Annotated in this window: 15 protein-coding genes; 13 read left to right on the top strand and 2 right to left on the bottom strand. The window is 62.9% G+C overall.

Features of this window, described 5'->3' with window-relative positions; translation table 11 throughout:
* Positions 1-118 precede the first annotated feature (118 nt).
* Complete coding sequence (locus tag HV786_RS12105; RefSeq protein WP_128829666.1) at positions 119-556, top strand: tripartite tricarboxylate transporter TctB family protein; 438 nt, start codon at positions 119-121, stop codon at positions 554-556.
* Positions 553-2079 (top strand): tripartite tricarboxylate transporter permease, encoded by a 1527-nt coding sequence (locus tag HV786_RS12100; RefSeq protein WP_128829665.1) that lies wholly within the window; start codon positions 553-555, stop codon positions 2077-2079. Before HV786_RS12105 ends, HV786_RS12100 begins: the two co-directional genes overlap by 4 nt.
* A 152-nt stretch (positions 2080-2231) precedes the next feature.
* Here the strand turns inward: HV786_RS12100 and HV786_RS12095 are convergent, their stop codons facing one another.
* The gene (locus tag HV786_RS12095; protein ID WP_128829664.1) at positions 2232-3398 is read right to left on the bottom strand and encodes a pyridoxal phosphate-dependent aminotransferase; all 1167 of its coding nucleotides are present in this window, start codon (positions 3396-3398) and stop codon (positions 2232-2234) included.
* Positions 3399-3513: 115 nt separating this feature from the next.
* On the opposite strand from HV786_RS12095, the gene HV786_RS12090 reads away from it, so the two are divergent.
* The 8 genes from HV786_RS12090 (at position 3514) to HV786_RS12055 (ending at position 14179) form a co-directional block, all read left to right on the top strand.
* On the top strand, positions 3514-4536 hold the full coding sequence (locus tag HV786_RS12090; protein ID WP_128829663.1) for an AbrB family transcriptional regulator: 1023 nt from the start codon (positions 3514-3516) through the stop codon (positions 4534-4536).
* Positions 4537-4768: 232 nt separating this feature from the next.
* On the top strand, positions 4769-4975 hold the full coding sequence (locus HV786_RS12085; protein WP_056320589.1) for a cold-shock protein: 207 nt from the start codon (positions 4769-4771) through the stop codon (positions 4973-4975).
* Positions 4976-7985: 3010 nt separating this feature from the next.
* Complete coding sequence (gene mnmG, locus HV786_RS12080) at positions 7986-9905, top strand: tRNA uridine-5-carboxymethylaminomethyl(34) synthesis enzyme MnmG (RefSeq protein WP_128829662.1); 1920 nt, start codon at positions 7986-7988, stop codon at positions 9903-9905.
* Positions 9902-10591 carry a 16S rRNA (guanine(527)-N(7))-methyltransferase RsmG gene (gene rsmG, locus HV786_RS12075; protein WP_175210947.1) on the top strand — a complete coding sequence of 230 codons (690 nt, stop codon included), beginning with the start codon at positions 9902-9904 and terminating at the stop codon, positions 10589-10591. Before mnmG ends, rsmG begins: the two co-directional genes overlap by 4 nt.
* Positions 10588-11388, top strand: a complete 801-nt coding sequence (locus HV786_RS12070; protein ID WP_062839281.1) for a ParA family protein — start codon at positions 10588-10590, stop codon at positions 11386-11388. The genes rsmG and HV786_RS12070 overlap by 4 nt, the downstream gene beginning before the upstream one ends.
* Positions 11389-11397: 9 nt before the next feature.
* Positions 11398-12219, top strand: coding sequence for a GNAT family N-acetyltransferase (locus tag HV786_RS12065; protein WP_128829659.1), 822 nt, complete (start codon positions 11398-11400; stop codon positions 12217-12219).
* A gap of 45 nt (positions 12220-12264) precedes the next feature.
* On the top strand, positions 12265-13182 hold the full coding sequence (locus HV786_RS12060) for a ParB/RepB/Spo0J family partition protein (RefSeq protein WP_062839279.1): 918 nt from the start codon (positions 12265-12267) through the stop codon (positions 13180-13182).
* Positions 13175-14179, top strand: a complete 1005-nt coding sequence (locus HV786_RS12055) for an asparaginase (RefSeq protein WP_128829658.1) — start codon at positions 13175-13177, stop codon at positions 14177-14179. Before HV786_RS12060 ends, HV786_RS12055 begins: the two co-directional genes overlap by 8 nt.
* Here HV786_RS12055 and HV786_RS12050 read toward each other — a convergent pair.
* Complete coding sequence (locus HV786_RS12050) at positions 14173-15066, bottom strand: LysR substrate-binding domain-containing protein (protein WP_056320570.1); 894 nt, start codon at positions 15064-15066, stop codon at positions 14173-14175. The two genes, HV786_RS12055 and HV786_RS12050, sit on opposite strands and share 7 nt — an antisense overlap.
* A 140-nt stretch (positions 15067-15206) precedes the next feature.
* Between HV786_RS12050 and HV786_RS12045 the strand changes: the two genes are divergently transcribed.
* Genes HV786_RS12045 through HV786_RS12035 form a run of 3 tightly spaced genes read left to right on the top strand, consistent with a single transcriptional unit; the run spans position 15207 to position 18585 of the window.
* Positions 15207-15794 (top strand): cysteine dioxygenase family protein, encoded by a 588-nt coding sequence (locus HV786_RS12045; RefSeq protein WP_128829657.1) that lies wholly within the window; start codon positions 15207-15209, stop codon positions 15792-15794.
* 2 nt (positions 15795-15796) lie between these two features.
* Positions 15797-16990 carry a cystathionine beta-lyase gene (gene metC, locus HV786_RS12040; RefSeq protein WP_128829656.1) on the top strand — a complete coding sequence of 398 codons (1194 nt, stop codon included), beginning with the start codon at positions 15797-15799 and terminating at the stop codon, positions 16988-16990.
* The gene (locus HV786_RS12035) at positions 16990-18585 is read left to right on the top strand and encodes a rhodanese-like domain-containing protein (RefSeq protein ID WP_128829797.1); all 1596 of its coding nucleotides are present in this window, start codon (positions 16990-16992) and stop codon (positions 18583-18585) included. The genes metC and HV786_RS12035 overlap by 1 nt, the downstream gene beginning before the upstream one ends.
* Positions 18586-18697 lie beyond the last annotated feature (112 nt).

The raw sequence follows: 18697 nt of genomic DNA, 5'->3' as shown, positions 1-18697 counted from the left end.
CAGCCGCCAGGCTGATTCCCGACAGCGCCCGCAAGGGGCACACCTGCCGCCCGCCTTGGGCGGCGGCAGGGCCGGGCCCGCTGCGCCGCGCCATCCGACTTGAACGGAAACCTGGACCATGAATGATCGAATCCTGGGCATTGCCGCCCTGGCGCTGGCCGTCTTCATGACGGCTGCCGGCTGGAGCATCGAGGCGCCCTTCGCCTACGAACCCGTCGGCCCGCGCGCCTTTCCCCTGCTTGTGGCGCTGATCATCGGCCTGTGCGGGTTGCGTCTCGTCTACAAGGGCGGCCATGCGGTCGAGCGCAATTCCGCCGGCGCCAACGGACGCATCGCGCTGATGGTCGTGTTCGCGACCGCCTATGCCTTTCTCTTCCAGTGGCTGGGCTTCGTGATCGCAACTTCGCTCATGACGATCTTCGTGGGACGCCTCTTTGGCGGCAGCTGGATCAAGTGCGCGATCGGCGGTGTGGTCATGAGTCTTTTCTTTTTCGTGCTGTTCGACAAGGTGCTGGACGTCGTCCTGCCCGGCGGACTGCTGGAGAACCTGATATGAGCGGCATTCTCGATCATCTGTCGATAGGCTTTGGCGTCGCCTTCTCCCTGACGAACCTGCTGGTCGCGGCCATCGGCTCCTTCATCGGAACCATGGTGGGCGTGCTGCCAGGGCTCGGGCCCGTCAACGGCGTGGCCATGTTGATCCCCATCGCCTTCGCCATGAATCTACCGCCGGAAACGGCGCTGATCCTGCTTGCCGCGGTGTATGTGGGCGCCGAGTATGGCGGCCGTATCACGGCGATCCTGCTGAACGTGCCGGGTGAAGCCAGCGCCATCATGACGACGCTGGACGGCTACCCGCTGGCGCGGCAGGGTTTGGCCAACGTGGCGTTGACGCTTTCCGCGTGGTCGGCTTTCTTTGGGGCGATCGTGTCGGTAGTGGGCATCATCCTGCTTGCGCCGATGCTGGCGAAATGGGCGCTCGCGTTTGGCCCCGCCGAATACTTCGTGCTGATGATTTTCGCGTTCTGCTGCCTGACCAGCCTGCTTGGCAAGCAACCGGTCAAGGGCGTGCTGGCCGCGATGATCGGCCTGTCCATTTCGGTAGTGGGCGTGGACGCGAACTCGGGCGTGTATCGCTATACCTTCGAGTCCGTCCACTTGGCCGACGGCATCGATTTCGTCGTGGTGGTGATTGCGCTGTTCGCGGTCAGCGAGATGCTGGAAATGCTTGAAAAGGTAGTGGCTGGCCACAGCGTCGAGGTCAAGCCCAGCGGGCGCAAGCTGTTCAATCTGAAAGAGATGGCATTCACGTGGTGGAGCGTCGTGCGCAGCGCGCTGGTCGGCTTCGGCGTGGGCGTGCTGCCTGGCGCTGGCGCCAGCGTGGCCGCGGCCGTCGCCTATTCGCAGGAAAAGCGCATCATCGAGGCCAAGGATCCCGATGCCAAATTCGGCAAGGGCGACATGCGCGGCCTGGTCGCGCCGGAAGCGGCCGCGACGTCCTCGGCCATCGGCTCGTTCGTGCCGATGCTGACGCTGGGCGTGCCCGGCTCCGGCACTACCGCCGTGATGATGGGGGCGCTGACGCTCTACAACATCACGCCGGGTCCGGTGCTGTTCGACACCAAGCCTGAATTGGTGTGGGGCCTGATCGCCTCGCTGTTCGTGGCGAACGTATTGCTTTTCGTGATGAATGTGCCGCTGGTCCGCTTGTTCTCCAAAGTGCTGTCTGTGCCGGGTTGGCTGATGGTGCCGGGCATTCTGTGCATCAGCTACATCGGCGTGTATGCAATCAACGCAGGCACGTTCGATCTGCTGCTGGTGGCGGGCATTGGCACGCTTGGGTACTTCCTGCGTAAGTTCGGCGTGCCGATGGCGCCGCTGGTGCTGGGCGTCGTGCTGGGCAACATGATGGAGCAGAACTTGCGCCGCGCCTTGTCGATGACGGATGGCGACGTGGGTGTGCTGTTCGCCAGCCCGGTCTCGATTGCGCTGTGGACGGGCGCCGCGGCGGTCGTGATCGTGCCGCAGGTCCTGCGTCGTGTGCGGGCCGCAAGAAAGGTTGCCGCTGGGCCGGTCTGATGGCGCGGTGATGCGCCCCTGACGGTGCGCACACCGGCTCAAATCCAGGCCGGCAAACGTTGAGGGGCGCCTTTCGGCGCCCCTTTTTTTCAGGCGTGCCGCACAAGGTGGCACGCCCGTTTATATATGAGCTTTTGCTCATATATTGAATGTCAGACCTGCTTCAAGCGCTCCAGCGCCGCATCCAGCGTCGTGTCCTTCTTGGCAAAGCAGAAGCGCACGATCCGATGATTGGATTCGGGCGCATCGGGGTGGCGGTAGAACGCCGACACGGGAATCACGGTCACGCCATGATTGACGGTCAGGTCGCGCGCGAAGTCGGCTTCGTTCTGCTTCGAGATCTGGCTGTAGTCAGCCAGCAGGAAGAACGTTCCGGGGCTGGGCAGCGGCCGGAAGCGCGTCTTGGCCAGGCCTTGCGAAAGACGGTCGCGCTTGGCCTGGTAGAACGCCGGCAGTTCCAGGTAGGGCTTGGGATCGCGCATGAACTCGGCCAGCGCGAACTGCATGGGCGAGGGCACGGTGAACACCATGAACTGATGCACCTTGCGCAGTTCGGCGCTCAGCTGCCGCGGCGCGCAGCAATAACCGATCTTCCATCCGGTGGTGTGATACGTCTTGCCAAACGAAGAGATCACGAACGCATGTTCGGCAAGCAGGGGGCGCCGCGCCACGCTGGCATGCGGCTTGCCGTCGAACACAATGTGTTCGTAGACCTCGTCCGACACCAGCAGCACACCCGTGTCGCGGACGATGGCTTCCAGCGCATCCAGGTCGCTGTCGTCCAGCACCGCACCCGTGGGATTGTGCGGAAAGTTCAGCATCAACAGACGGGTTTTGGACGTGATGGCGTCGCGCACGCGTTGCCAGTCGATGCGGTAGTACGGATCGGCTTCGGTGGGCGCGCGCAACGGCACGGGAACCGCGGTGCCGCCAGCCAGGCGAATCGCCGGCAGGTACGAGTCATAACAAGGTTCGATCACCACCACTTCGTCGCCGCTGCCCACGGCCGCCAGCACCGTGGCCATCAGCGCTTCGGTTGCGCCGCTGGTCACGGTGATCTCGGTTTCGGGATCGTAGGCATGGCCATACAGTTCCCGGGTCTTGGCCGCGATGGCCTCGCGCAGGGGTGCGACGCCGGGCATGTACGGGTACTGGTTGTGCCCGTCGGCCATTGCCTTGGTGACAAGCGCGCAGAGCGCGGGATCCGGATCGAAGTCAGGAAAGCCCTGGCCCAGGTTGATGGCCTTGTGCTCGATGGCCAGGCGGCTCATCACGGTGAAGATGGTGGTGCCGACGTCGGGGAGTTTGGAGCGGATCATGTTGGACGCGAAGTAAACACGGGTAGCCGAGGAAATTTCTCGTAAGTATCCCACTAACTCATAATTCCATTTTCAAGAGTTTTCCAACGCGGACGGGATTGTGGTTCAGAACAGGATGGCCCGAGTGCTGGCTGGATTTTGTATTGCGCTGATCGGCGCGTTGTTGGCGGTGTGGGCGCACATGCCGCTGCCGTGGATGTTGGGCGCGCTGCTATTGACCGCGGCCACCCGGATTGCCGGATTGCGAACGGCGTGCCCGAGGCCAGCTCGCAATGCGGGCCAGTGGGTCATCGGCGCCTCGCTGGGGCTGTACTTCACGCCGCAGGTCATCGGACATATCGGCAGCAACGCCGGCCCCATCATTGCCGGCATGCTGTTTGCGCTGGCGCTCGCATTTCTGTGCACCGCGATTCTGCGTCGTTATACCGATGTGGACTTCAAGACCGCGTGGTTTTCATCGGCCATCGGCGGTGCAAGCGAAATGGCCAACCTGGCCGAGCGCCACGGCGCGAGGATCGATCGCGTGGCCACCGCGCACAGCGTGCGCGTCTTGCTGGTGGTGGTCACCGTACCTTTCATCTTTCAGTGGTGGGGCGTGGCGGGGCTGGATCCGACCGTGCCGGGGCCGCGCGATGTGCATGCGGTGGGGCTTGCGGCGCTGGTGGCCCTGACTATCGTGGGCGGCGCTGCCTTCATGAAGTTTCGGCTGCCCAATCCCTGGGTGCTGGGGCCCATGCTTGTCGCCATGATTCTCACCGCGTCGAGCATAGAGCTATCCGCGTTGCCGGACTTTGTGCCCAAGGCGGGGCAACTCCTTATCGGCTGGTCGCTGGGCGATCGTTATCGCCCCGACTTCTTTCGTGCCGCACCGCGATTCATGGCGGCGGTGGCTGGCTTCACGATCCTTGCGCTGGCACTTGCATTTGGCGTGGGCTCATTGCTTTCGCTATGGTCCGCCGCACCAATTCCCACGCTGATTCTGGGCACGACTCCAGGCGGCATTGCAGAGATGGCCATCACCGCCAAGGTGCTGCAGTTGGGCGTTCCGGTGGTGACCGCTTTTCACGTCACGCGCATGGTTTTCGTGGTGATCGTGACCGGTCCTATTTACGCGATTCTGGCGCGTCGGCAAGGCTAATTCCGTCAGGCGGTATTGCCGTTCCAGTGAAAAAAAGCGACATTGGGGTAAACAACTATATGACTCGGTAATGCCGGATGAGTATGCTGATTCCGCAGTTGATTCAAGCAGCGCGCGGACTCGGTCTGCCGCTCTGGCGACAAGCGGGAACACTGGTTTTGCACCGATCGTTCAGTTCGCACGGCGTCCTTGATTCATTGCATTTCGATTTAATTACAGGACGCTAGAGAAAATGGCTCAGAAGGGCAAAGTCAAGTGGTTCAACGCTGACAAGGGTTTCGGTTTCATCACGCCGGACGTGGGCGGCACCGATGTGTTCGCACACTTTTCCGCCATCCAGGGTCGCGGCTATCGCAGCCTGAACGAAGGCCAGGAAGTCGAATACGAAGTTAAGGATGGTCCGAAAGGACCTCAAGCGGCCGACATTCGCCCGCTCTAAATCGGGAAATCCCAATTTCCCGTCCGCCAGGCCCGGCCTGGCTACAACGCCCCAAGACCTCCGGGTCTGGGGCGTTGTTTCATTTGGCCTCCCATTTTGTGGCGCCTGGCAGTCTGGTCGTGCCTATTAAAAACACGCGCTGTTAGTGTTCACTAACATATTCTCGACCACTGGATAACTCTGTGGATAATTATTCCCGGCGTCGTTGATTTTGCTGCTCAGTAATGAAGCAATCTGACAGTGGTCAATCCGGTTTTGCACAGATATCAGCATCAATAACGGCAACCAGATTGGGTTTCCCGTGAATAATCATTCTGCCTGCGCTCGAGCGCTGTAGAGAGGGTTTAATCCGCGTTCTCATAGGGAAACTCGCGGATTTGCGCATTATTTCCAGCTCGCCCGCGGGCTTTTTCCTGCGCTGACAGGCGCGCCGTTCGGGCTCGGTTTGGCGAGTCCGGGCTTGAATCCTGTCTGTTGTTCACAAAGATATCCCCATCCCGGTTATGCACAGAATTACGCCTCTGGGTGCCCAAATTGAGGGTCTGTGCCTGTGGATAGAAGTGGGGATATCGACGAAAGGGTTAGGGTCCGGGAACGGGAATTGCGGAGTTATCCCGATGCTTGGCGTGAGCAGGACGAGCTTCGCCAAGCGGTTGGCGCGCCACGTTGCATTGATGATTTGAGAGGGTCGGACAGGAACCGGGCACTGGATTATCCCAACGATGCCTGCGACTCACTCGTCGTACGGAGAATTGCTCATGGATCTTCTTCCGCCGACTTTTCCACAGCGTTTCACATGAAGTGTTGTCGTCTCGGCCATATGGATGATGGTGCGGGCGGCAGAGTCCGAGCAAGATGATTGTCGGGTCAATGAAGATCGATGCCGTGGGCATGTGCATTTCGGTGGATTCTTGGGGTGGGGATAATTTTGTGAATAACGTGCCCTCCAGTAGTCTGCGCGGCGAGTTTGCTTAAGGTGGCCGGCAGCATCATGCCGATGTACGCCGCCGATTTTGGTCAGCGTGGCCGCAGTCCGCGCTGGCATTAGCATGCCTGCCAACGAGATCGTGGTGTGAGGCCGACGTCGGCAGATCGCGGTGCAGGAGCTGTGGATAAGACAACCGTTGAAGCCAGCCGTGCCTGCTGGTGTTGCGGGAACCCGCGGCAGTTGGGCCTTCGGTGGCTTGTGCTGTTGTTGATGGTATGCACGGGTCTTCAATGCATGGCGTGTACTGGCTTGCACCCTTGATGGCCTGTTGATAAGAATGTGCGTAACCCGAGTCTGGCGTTGAGCAATTCGAACGTTTTCATAGAGCGCGGCGGTTAGCCGTTGTCTGTGGATAAGCCCTAGGTTTTACGCTGGGAACACATGCTTCATGGTTCCTGCTTGCCGTTCGGTTGGCATCAACCTGTGTTGAAGTTTCATGCTGCCGGCCGTCGGAACGGAATGTGAGAACCGTTTCGCTTGCCGCATTCAGCTACCTGGTTGGCTACCCCGGGAACTTTAATGCGGCTTTCGAATCATCCTCTGAGGTTTTTTCCAACCGCTGTGGTCTGAAAAATTCGTTTTTTTGGGCTAGGGGTAGGGTAGGGTGGAATAAATCGATATTTTTCTGCTTTCTTACTTTTCCTGGATCACACGCTGCTGATCGAGGCATTGCTTATTGATGTGGGCCTTCCCGCAGAAAGTGAGATGTGGCGGTGGGATAGACGGCGGCTGCTTCGGGTGTTTCACGTGGAACATAGCTGCTGGCCAGCCGCGTGATCTATGTCTTGGATGTTCCACGTGAAACATCGGCCGTCTTGAGCGGAGTGCGAGTGACGGTAGATTCGGGATGATCTCGAGACCACGACTTCAGCTTGTTGGGGATGCGGTCCAAAGGAACGACTCGCATCTACGTTGCTTTGGCCGTGCTGGTAGAGCGCGCGAGCAGCGTCGAATACCGCGGCCATATCAATCACCGACAGAACACCGAAAACTAGTTCGAACGGCCGACGGCCAGCTGGCATCGAGTACAGCGAGGTTAACCACAACCGTCCATTGGTGCCCGGTGTTCCACGTGAAACACTGGATGGTGTTGAATAACGGTGGTGCGCATCGGGCCCCCTCTGGTGAAGGCGTTTCCGGACTTCGATACTCGAGGTCTTGGCACCCATATATCGCCTCATCAATTCGTACGGATTGGCCCATATGGCTGCCGCTTATCGATGTGCGCCATCGGTACCCCCCCGAACTAAGCGCTTGTTTCACGTGAAACACCCGTTGGTCCGCAGCCCGGATAGGGGCTCTGTGTGGCGAGGAATGATTGCCTAAAGTCCGAATGCACAGGCGGTTGGCAGGCGTACCTGACCCAAACATAGCTGACGGCAGTCTCCGCTGTCTAAGCGTGACGTCAGCGTGCGGTGCAAAGAATTCGGTCATCCGCGCCCGGGGATCTCAGATACCGCTACACGTCCTATGCGCGACGATGTTGACGGTGGGCGAGGGGACATAAGTATGGAGCCCGCCATTGGGTCTAAAGGGACCAACCCGGCTCGCTTGCGATTCGATGCTGCCCCGCGGAATGTTCCACGTGAAACAGTCTCCTGCCCATTTTCCAGTTCCTCCAAGACTCGCCCGCCGCCTAGACCCATACGTCCGGAGTTCGCCTGCGGGATGGCGGAGGAGGCGCTATAGGCACGGACTTCAGCCCTCGCGCCGATGCCTCTGGCCATCTAGGCGAACCACCAAGTCCCCTAACGAATGAATGTTCCACGTGAAACAACGCACGAGCCTTGTTGCGGCGTACTCAGTCGACAAGCGAAGGGGATGTTTCACGTGGAACATCAGCCCATAACACCGGCAGATGCCGATACTTTCAGACCTGTGGGCCCATCTCCCACAAGCTTTCGGGCGACCCGATACAGGCCTGTTGGCGCAAAACACACTCCCCAAAATGTTTCACGTGAAACATGCAAACCCTGCCTCTATAATGAGCGCCGAACGCTCTCTTCTTTACCTTCCCCCATCATGGACTATCCCCGCGAATTCGATGTCATCGTCGTCGGTGGCGGCCACGCCGGCACCGAAGCGGCTCTGGCTGCAGCCCGTACTGGTGCGCAGACGCTGCTGCTCACGCACAACATCGAGACCCTTGGCCAAATGTCTTGCAATCCGTCCATCGGCGGAATCGGCAAGGGCCACCTCGTCAAAGAGGTGGACGCTCTCGGCGGGGCCATGGCACTGGCCACGGATGAGTCCGGCATCCAGTTCCGAATCCTGAACGGCTCGAAGGGGCCGGCTGTCCGTGCCACGCGCGCGCAGGCGGATCGTGTGCTGTATCGCAAGGCCATCCGCGGCCGCCTCGAGAACCAGCCGAACTTGTGGCTGTTCCAACAGGCGGTTGAGGATCTGATGGTGGAGGGCGATCGCGTCGTTGGCGCCGTGACGCAGGTTGGCCTGAAGTTCCGGGCCAAGACGGTGGTGCTGACCGCCGGCACATTCCTGAACGGCCTGATCCACGTTGGCCTGCAGAACTATTCGGGCGGACGCGCCGGCGACCCGCCGGCTATTTCGCTGGGTCAGCGCCTGAAGGAACTGAAGCTTCCCCAAGGCCGCCTCAAGACCGGTACGCCGCCCCGCATTGACGGGCGCACCATCAACTACGCCATCCTGGAAGAGCAGCCCGGCGACCTGGACCCGATTCCCGTGTTTTCGTACATGGGCAACGTGGCCATGCATCCGCGCCAGCTGCCGTGCTGGATCACCCACACCAACGCGCGCACGCACGACATCATTCGCGGCGGTCTGGATCGCTCGCCGATGTACAGCGGCGTCATCGAAGGGGTGGGTCCGCGGTATTGCCCGTCCATCGAAGACAAGATCCACCGCTTTGCCGATAAGCAGTCCCACCAGGTCTTCCTTGAACCGGAAGGGTTGGACACGCACGAGGTGTATCCCAACGGCGTCTCGACCAGCTTGCCTTTCGACGTGCAGCTGGATTTGATCCACTCGCTGCCCGGGCTGGAGAATGCGCACATCATGCGGCCCGGCTACGCCATCGAGTACGACTACTTCGATCCACGTGGACTCAAGAGCACGCTCGAGACCAAGGCCATCGAAGGTCTGTACTTTGCTGGCCAGATCAACGGCACCACCGGCTACGAAGAAGCGGCCGCGCAAGGATTGCTGGCTGGCGTGAATGCGGCGCTGAAGGCGCAGGATCGCGAACAGTGGACCCCGCGCCGCGATGAGGCTTACCTGGGCGTGCTGGTCGATGACCTGGTCACCCGTGGCGTGACCGAGCCCTATCGCATGTTCACTTCTCGTGCCGAATACCGACTTAGCCTGCGCGAAGACAATGCCGATCTGCGCCTGACCGAGATCGGCCGACAACTCGGAATTGTCGACAATGCACGCTGGGATGCGTTCAACCGCAAGCGCGACGCGGTCGCGGCCGAGGTCGAACGCTTGAAGTCGTCATGGGTGAATCCGCGCTTGCTGCCGGCCGAGGTCGCCGAACCGCTGCTGGGCAAGGCAATTGAACGTGAGTACTCACTCGCTGATCTGCTGAAACGGCCGAACGTTTCCTACGAAGCCTTGATGGGCGCCCAAAACGCCGATGGCACATTGCTCGCCGGCCCGGGGGTCGTTGAAGACGACGTGCTGTCGGAACAGGTCGAGATCCAGGTCAAGTACGCCGGCTACATCGCACGGCAGCAGGACGAAGTGCAAAAGCACATCGCCCATGAACAACAGCCGATTCCGGCGGACGTGGATTACGACGCCGTGACCAGCCTGTCCTTTGAAGTGCGCCAGAAGCTCAAGACGCATCGTCCGGAAACGATCGGCCAGGCCGCGCGCATTTCCGGCGTCACCCCGGCTGCGATCTCGCTCCTGCTCATTCACCTGAAGCGCCTGCATTACGGCTCGCGCAAGCAAGCGGCATGAGCGCGCCCGCCAATCAGGCCGGCATCGACATGGCCGGCCGACTCACTCGTGCATGCGAGCTGCTCGGCCTGCGCCCCGACGACGACACCATCGCCAAACTGCTCAATTACCTGGCGCAGATGCAGCGCTGGAATCGCACCTACAACCTGACCGCCATTCGCGATCCGCAGCAGATGCTCGTGCAGCATCTGTTCGACAGTCTCGCGGCCGTAAAGCCCTTCAGCGAGGCGCTGGCCGCGCCCGACGCGCCAGCCAAGGTGTTCGACGTCGGATCGGGCGGTGGCCTGCCTGGCGTCGTTCTGGCGATCATGCAGCCCCATTGGTCCGTGACTTGCGTCGACGCCGTCGAAAAGAAGACCGCGTTCGTGCGCCAGATGAGCGGCGCGCTGGGTTTGCCCAACCTGCAATCGCGGCACGCGCGCATTGAAACGCTGGATCCCGCCGAGTGCGACATCGTCACCTCGCGAGCGTTTGCATCATTGGATGATTTTGCGCAACTCGCGGGTCGCCATGTAGCCAAGAATGGTACCCTCGTCGCCATGAAGGGCAAGGTCCCCGAAGAAGAAATCCAGGCGCTGCACGCGCGCGGGGAATGGCAAGTCGACCATATTCAGCCGCTCCAGGTGCCGGAGCTGCAAGCAGAACGCTGCCTGATCTGGATGCGCCGCAGTCAAGGAACCCTATGAAGAACATACCCCCCAGCACATCCGCCCGCGTTTTCTGCATTGCCAATCAGAAGGGCGGCGTGGGCAAGACGACAACCGCCATCAACTTGGCGGCGGGTCTTGCCACGCACAATCAGCGCGTGCTGCTGGTGGATCTGGATCCGCAGGGCAATGCCACGATGGGCAGCGGCATCGACAAGAACTCGCTGGAGTCCAATCTGTACCAGGTGCTGATCGGCGAGACCACCATCGAGCAGGCGCGCGTGAAGTCCGAGTCCGGTGGTTACGACGTGCTGCCGGCCAACCGCGAACTGTCCGGCGCCGAGATCGATCTGGTGCAGATGGACCAGCGCGAGCGTCAACTGAAGGCCGCCATCGACACCGTCGCGACCCAGTACGACTTCGTACTCATCGACTGCCCGCCCACGCTGTCCCTGCTTACCTTGAACGGCCTGGCGGCCGCGCATGGCGTCATCATTCCCATGCAGTGCGAATATTTCGCGCTCGAAGGCTTGTCGGACCTCGTCAACACCATCAAGCGCGTGCATCGCAACATCAACGACGACCTGCGCGTCATCGGTTTGCTGCGCGTCATGTTCGATCCGCGCATGACGCTGCAACAGCAGGTGTCCGCGCAGCTGGAATCGCACTTCGGCGACAAGGTCTTCAAGACCGTCGTGCCGCGCAACGTGCGTCTGGCCGAAGCACCCAGTTACGGGATGCCGGGTGTTGTGTATGACCGCGCGTCACGCGGCGCACAGGCGTATATCTCGTTCGGCGCCGAAATGATCGAGCGCGTCAGGAAAGACCTGAACTAGCCGTCCCCGATGCCCGACGCCGCGCTCTTTTTTCCGCCACAGCCAACCCTCTCCACGCCGCCCGCCGACGTGCGCGATGCGCTGCGCGTGCGGCTGGAAGACGCGGCGCTCAATGCCACTGCCGTGGGCGCGCAGGTGATCTATGATGGTTGGCTTGTGCGTTTTGCCCGATCGTCGGCCAAGCGGGTCCGAAGCGTCAATGTGCTGGGGTTATCCACACGTCCTTTGGATGAGCGGCTGGCGTATTGTTCATCGTTGTATGCGCGCCAGGGTTTGCCCATGGTGCTGCGCATCACCTCCATCGGCCCCGATTTTTCCCTCGACGCCGAGCTGGAGGCCCGCGGTTATCTCTACACCGGTGAGACTCGCGTCATGAGCACGCCGCTCGCTCCCCGCGCAAGCGTCATGAGCGATCTGCATTTCAGCATGGTCGATGCCGAGCGCTTTGCAGCGGCGGTCGGGGCGCTGCGCGGCTCATCGGCCGCGCACATCGCCGAACACCACGCGCGCCTTGCCGGTCTGGCTGTGGATAAGCAGCCGGTGCTCGCCACCGACGCGGCAGGGCAGGTGGTCGCTGCGGGGATGGCCGTGCGTGAAGGCGACCTGCTTGGCCTGTTCGACATCGTTACCCATCCTGGGCATCGGCGCAAAGGTTACGCCGCTGTCCTGGTGGAGCATTTGCTGGCCGAAGGGGCTGCCGGCGGCGCCAGGACGGCCTATCTCCAGGTCGAGCCGGAAAACATCGCCGCGCGGACCCTGTATGACCGCTACGGATTCAAAGACTGTTACGCGTATTGGTACCGCCTGCCCGCCGAGCAGGCGGACGCCTGAGCCCGGCGCTCAGGATACAAAGACAGAAGGAAAGAGGATTTAATTATGGCCACCAAGAAACCCAAGGGATTGGGTCGCGGACTGGACGCCTTGCTGGGCGCCGATGCGCCCGCAATCGACAACATCGGCAAGGCTGTCGCCAAGCCCGAGGGTCCGCCGTCCACCCTGCCCATCTCGAAGATGCGCGCCGGCAAGTACCAGCCGCGCACGCGCATGGACGAGGGGGCCCTGGGCGAGCTGGCCGAGTCGATTCGCACGCAAGGGATCATGCAGCCGATTCTCGTGCGCGCGCTGGGCGATGCGCCCGGCCACTACGAGATCATCGCAGGCGAACGCCGCTTTCGCGCCGCGCAGCTTGCCGGCCTGAAGGAAGTGCCGGTCCTGGTGCGCGAGGTCGCCGATGAAAACGCCGCCGTCATGGCGCTCATCGAAAACATCCAGCGCGAAGACCTGAATCCGCTCGAAGAAGCGCACGGCGTGCGCCGCCTGCTCGATGAGTTCGGCCTGACGCACGAACAGGCCGCGCAGGCCATCGGCCGTTCGCGTTCCGCCACCAGCAACCTGCTGCGCCTCTTGAACCTGGCCGCGCCCGTGCAGACCATGCTGCTGGCCGGCGACGTCGACATGGGCCACGCCCGCGCGCTGCTCGCGGTCGATGCGGCTACGCAGATCCAGCTCGCCAATCTCATCATCGCGCGCCGCCTGTCGGTGCGCGAGGCCGAAAAGCTCGTTGCTAAGACGGCCAAGGAAGCCGAGGCCTCGGCGTCGCCCAAGAAGAAGACCAACGGCGTGTCTCGCGACCTGACGCGTCTGGAAGAAGCGCTGTCCGATCATCTGGGCACGCGCGTGGCGCTGAAAGTGGGCGCCAAGGAAAAGGGTCAGATCGTCATCGACTTCCACGGCTGGGAGCACCTGAATTCGCTCCTCGAGCGTCAGGGCCTTTCCGGAGCGGTGGATGCCTGAGAACGCATTGCCCGTCATCGCGGTGCTGGCGACGGGGGGCACGATTGCGGGGGCCCAGGCCGACGCCACGTCCGCCGGCTACAAGTCGGGCACTTTTTCCGTGAATGACCTGCTCGCGGCGGTGCCGCAGCTGGCCGGCATCGCAGAGATCCGCGCCGAGCAGGTTGCCAACGTCGGCAGCCAGAACATGACGCACGACGTCTGGCGCTCGCTGGCGCAGCGCGTGGACACGCTTTGCCAGGACGCCTCGGTGGCAGGCATCGTGATCACCCACGGGACGGACACGCTCGAGGAAACCGCGTATTTCCTCAGCCTGGTGAACCGTCATGACAAGGCCGTCGTGCTGGTTGGCGCCATGCGTCCGGCCACGGCCCTGGGCGCAGAAGGTCCGGCCAATCTGTACAACGCGGTGGCGCTGGCGCGCCATCCCGATGCGCGGGGCCGCGGCCCGCTCGTCGTCATGAACGAAGACATCCATTACGCCCGCGAAATCCAGAAGATCGCCAGCGCCGGCCTGTGCGCCTTTGCATCGCCCAATCGCGGCCGCGCCGGCGTCATGCACGGCGGCGTGCCTTGCTTTTACTCGCGCAATGCCACTACCTATGGCGCACAAAGCGAGTTTTCACTCGCATTGTTGGAAAAGGCTGGCTGGCCGCGTGTGGACATCGTCTATGCGTATGCCAACCTGCAGGCCGACCTGATCGATTTCCTGGCCAGCGCCGCCGACGGCATCGTGCTGGCGGGCGTGGGCGACGGCAACGCCACCGACCTGGCCATCGAAGGCCTGCGCCGTGCCGCCGACGACGGCGTGGCCGTCGTTAGGTCCAGCCGCACGGGCAGCGGTTTCGTGGCGCGCGATGTCGAAGTCGACGACGCCAGCTTGGGCTTTGTCGCCGCGCGCGACCTGAATCCGCAGAAGGCGCGCATCCTCCTCATGCTCGCGCTGACGATCACTTGCGATCCGGATGCGTTGCAGCAGGTTTTCGACCGTTATTGAACCGTGGGCGGCGGCTCCGTCGCCGCGCCTTGCTGCGCAAGACCCAGGTTGGTCCGCAGCATGTCGTACACCTGCCGCGTCAGCGGATTGATGAGATCACGCCTTATCCACAGGAAGTAGGTCACGTCCGGCAGGGGCGGCAGCCCTTCCTTTTCTCCCAACACCCGCATCTCCGGCCCCAGCAGTTCCACGCTGCGCGCCGTCACGCCCAGGCCCGCGCGCAGCGCGGCCTTGATTCCCACCAGATTCGGCGCCACGTAGTTCGTGTGCCAACGCACCTGCGCCTGCTCCAGCGCATTGAGCGCCAGTCGGCGAAAGATGCTGGGTTCGTCCGCCAGCACAAGCGGCACGGGCGCATGGGAATCATGCACGTAATCGGCGGATGCCAGCCAGACCGTCGGCGACGTACGCAATGCCACGCCCTCGAAGTCCTGGTCAAAGCGCGTGGAGATCGTCAGGTCGATCTCGCCTGCACGCAGGGCATCCATCAGGAAAGGACTGCGATCGACCCGGATCTCCAGCTTCACGCGGGGCGCCACGCGCGCGATGTGCGTGAGCAGGGTGGGCAGGATCGTGTCCGCCACGTCCAGGGGCGCACCCAGGCGCAGATCGCCTTCCAGCGGCCCGTCCTGCAACGCCCGCAGCGCTTCATCGTTGATGGCCAGCATGTGCCGGGCGTATTCGACCAGCCGCCGGCCATGCGAGGACAGCACCTTGTTGCGGCCCTGCTTTTCAAACAGCGGCAGACCGATCATCGCCTCAAGCCGCTGCATCTGCTGCGTGATGGCCGACTGTGTCTTGTGCAGCCGGTTGGCGGCCTCGGAAAACGTTTCATGCTGCGCGATGGCCGTCAGCGTGCGAAGCAGGTCCAGGTCTAGATTGCGCATCCGTTCAGCGGGAAATGGGTTCAGGGATAACCCGACACATTAGCAGTCCTAATGGAATGTTCAAGCAATTTAAATTGTTGGCATTCACACCGGGCGATACAGTAAGTGCAATAACTCATGAAACAAGAGGGAACAACGACGTGAGCACTGAACATCCCCAACAGGCCGGCATCGACAGCGCGGTCGAAAATATTAAAAAAACTGTAGGAAATAAGGGCCTGAACCGCGACAGCCTTCAGATCGTCCTGGATGAGCTGGTGGCGTTGGCCGGCAATACCGCCTGGTGGGGCGCCGACCGCTATCCGCCGCCCGAGGGCGACGAACGCCAGGCCCGCTATCTGATCGCCGAAGACGCCGACAAGAGCTATGCGCTGTACTTGAACGTCATGCGCCCGGGCAAGAAGATCGTGCCGCACAACCACACCACCTGGGCGTGTATCGCGGCGGTCGAAGGCGTCGAATACAACTACGTGTATGACCGCCTGGACGATGGTTCGCAGCCGGGCGTCGGCAAGCTGGCGCAGATCGATACCGTGGTGGTGGGCCCTGGCACCGGCATCGCGCTGATGCCCGACGATATCCACGCGGTGGAAATCCAGGGCGACAGCGTCATCCGCCATCTGCACATGTACGGACGCGCGCTGGAAACGCTGGACCAACGCCTGGGCTTCGACCTGGAGACCGGCACCTGCAAGATCATGCCGATTGGCGTGCAGACGCGGCGCTGATCATGAGCAAGCCCTTCCGGTCCGCAACGCGCCTGCTGCGCGCAGGACGTCCTCATCAAGGCTGGGTCAACACGCCGGTCACGCGCGCCAGCACGTATGTCTTTGATAGCGTAGAAGCGTGGCGCGACACACGGGCGCGCCGCGAACAGGAGCGTCTGCCGTCCTATGGCGCGCGCGGCACCGACAGCACGCACGCCCTGGACGACGCGCTCGTCGAACTGGAAGCGGGCTATCGCGCCAAGCTTTATCCCACGGGCCAGGCCGCAATCGCCACGGTGCTGCTTGCGTATCTGCGCGCGGGCGATCATGTGCTTGTGACAGACGCCGTGTATGAGCCGGTGCGCCGGTTCTGCGCCGAACACCTGACGCGCCTGGCGATCGAATTCACGTACTACCGGCCGGATGCCGCGGGCATCGAGGCGCTGATCCGGCCCAATACCCGCATGATCTACGCGGAGTCGCCGGGGTCGCTGACCTACGAAATGCCGGACCTCACCGAGTTATCCACAACCGCGCGAAAACACGATTGCTGGCTGGCTGTGGACAACACGTGGGCGTCCGGTCTGGTGCAAAAACCGCTCGCATTGGGCGCCGACATCTCCATTCTGGCCGCGACCAAGTATCTGGGCGGCCATGCCGACGTGATGATGGGCGCCGTCGTCACGAACGAGCGCGCATGGCGGGCGCTGGAACGCGCAACCATCGATTTCGGCCAGACGGTCGGCGCCGACGATGCCTTTCTGGTGTTGCGCGGCATGCGCACGCTGCCCCTGCGCATGGCGCAGCACGCCCGTAGCGCGCTCCTGATCTCCCAGTGGCTCAAGGCGCGTCCCGAAGTCGCGCGCGTTTTGAACCCTGCGCTGCCAGGCGATCCCTCCCACGCGATCTGGCGGCGCGATTGCAGCGGCGCCAACGGCCTGCTGACGCTGGAACTGTCTGACACCTATACCGAGGCCGACGCCGAACGCTTCATCGACAGCCTGCAGCTTTTCGGCATCGGCGCCTCGTGGGGCGGCTTTGAAAGCCTGGTGATTCCGGTGAACTTGCAGGCTGCGCGCTCGCTGCCGGGCCGTGAGGCGCGCGGTCCCATGCTGCGCCTGCACATCGGCCTGGAAGATCCTGACGACCTGATCGCCGACCTTGACCGCGGCCTGGCCGCACTGACTCAACCTATCCGTTCCCTCCGAATCTCATGATGCAGCCGTATAACGACCCCACCTTCGCCGACGTCGATTCGCACACGCTCAAGCAGTGGTTGCACGACGGCCGCGAGATCGCGCTTCTGGACGTGCGCGAGCATGGCCAGTATGGCGAGTCGCATCTGTTCTACGCCGCGCCGGTCCCGTACAGCCGCCTTGAAGTCGACATCGTCCGCCTCGCGCCTCGCCGCGGCGTGCGCGTCGTGGTCTACGACGAGGGCGGTGAGGACGACACCGCGGCCCGCGCCGCGCGCGCCCTTGGCGTGCTGGGCTACACGGATGTGCACCGCCTGGCCGGCGGCATCGCGCAATGGCAGCGCGACGGTTATGCCGCATTCGCAGGCGTGAACGTTCCCAGCAAAACGTTTGGCGAACTCGCCGAAGAGGTTTTCCACACCCCGCGCATCGGCGCTCGCGAACTGGCCGAACGCCAGCGCCGGGGCGACGACCTTATCGTGCTGGACGGCCGGCCCTTCGCCGAATACCAGAAGATGAGCATTCCCGGCGGCATCTGCTGCCCCAATGGCGAACTGGCGCTTCGCGCCCACACGCTGGCTGCGCGGCCGGACACCACCATCGTGGTGAACTGCGCGGGCCGCACGCGCAGCATCATCGGCGCGCAGACGCTCATCAACCTGGGTGTGCCCAATCCGGTCTACGCCCTGGAGAACGGCACGCAGGGCTGGTACCTGGAAGACCTGCAGCTCGAGCATGGCGCGCGCCGCCGGTATCCGGATGACGTCACGCCCGAAGACGTGCCGGCGCTGGCGCAGCGTTCCGCGCAACTCGCCCAGCGTCACGGCGTGCCGTCGGCCAACGCCGCGCAGGTGCAGGACTGGCTGCGCGACCCGCAGCGCACCACGTTCCTGTGCGATGTGCGCAGCGCCGAAGAGTTCGCGAAGGGATCGTTGCCCGGCGCGCAGCATGCGCCTGGCGGTCAACTCATTCAGGCGACGGACCAGTACATCGCCGTGCGCGGCGCCCGCATCGTCGTGTTCGATGGCGAAGGCGTGCGCGCGCCGGTCGTCGCCAGCTGGCTCCGTCAGATGGGATGGGACGCCTGCACGCTCGAAGAAGGCACGGGCGCCGTCCTGGCCCACGCTCCGGCCCAGCCCGAGGCGCCCGCGCTTGCTCTGCTGTCCGATGCGGCCTTGGCCGATGTGCTGAAGCAGGGCGCCCAGATTGTCGACATTCGGCCCAGCATGCGGTACCGCGCGAGCCACGTGGCCGGCGCCCGCTGGTCCATCCGTCCGCGGCTGCATCGTCTGGCCCTCGATCCCGCGCGTCCGGTCGTGCTGCTGGCCGAAGACGCCGCATTGGCGGCGTGGGCGGCACGCGATCTGGCTGCCTTGGGCATCGATGACGTCAAGGCCAATACGGGCACGCCGAACAGCTGGTCCGCTCAAGGCATTTCGCTGGAGACGACGCCCGCCGATCCGCCGGACAGCGATTGCATCGACTACCTGTTTTTTGTGCACGACCGCCACGACGGGAACAAGGCCGCCGCGCGGCAGTACCTCGCCTGGGAAACCAATCTCGTCAAGCAGATCGACGACCGGGAACGCGCCGCGTACCGGTTCCCGGCCAGCTGACACCGCCGCCGCGCGTTTGCGCGGCGACACCCGCTTCAACCTGATCAGTACGCCCTGGCGGCAATTGCCGCCGGGGTGCGGACGGTTCATGGCGAACCGGAATGCAAAGGAC

Source organism: Achromobacter mucicolens, assembly GCF_902859725.1.
GTDB lineage: Bacteria > Pseudomonadota > Gammaproteobacteria > Burkholderiales > Burkholderiaceae_B > Achromobacter > Achromobacter mucicolens.
This window is presented reverse-complemented; position numbering and strand designations above follow the sequence as displayed.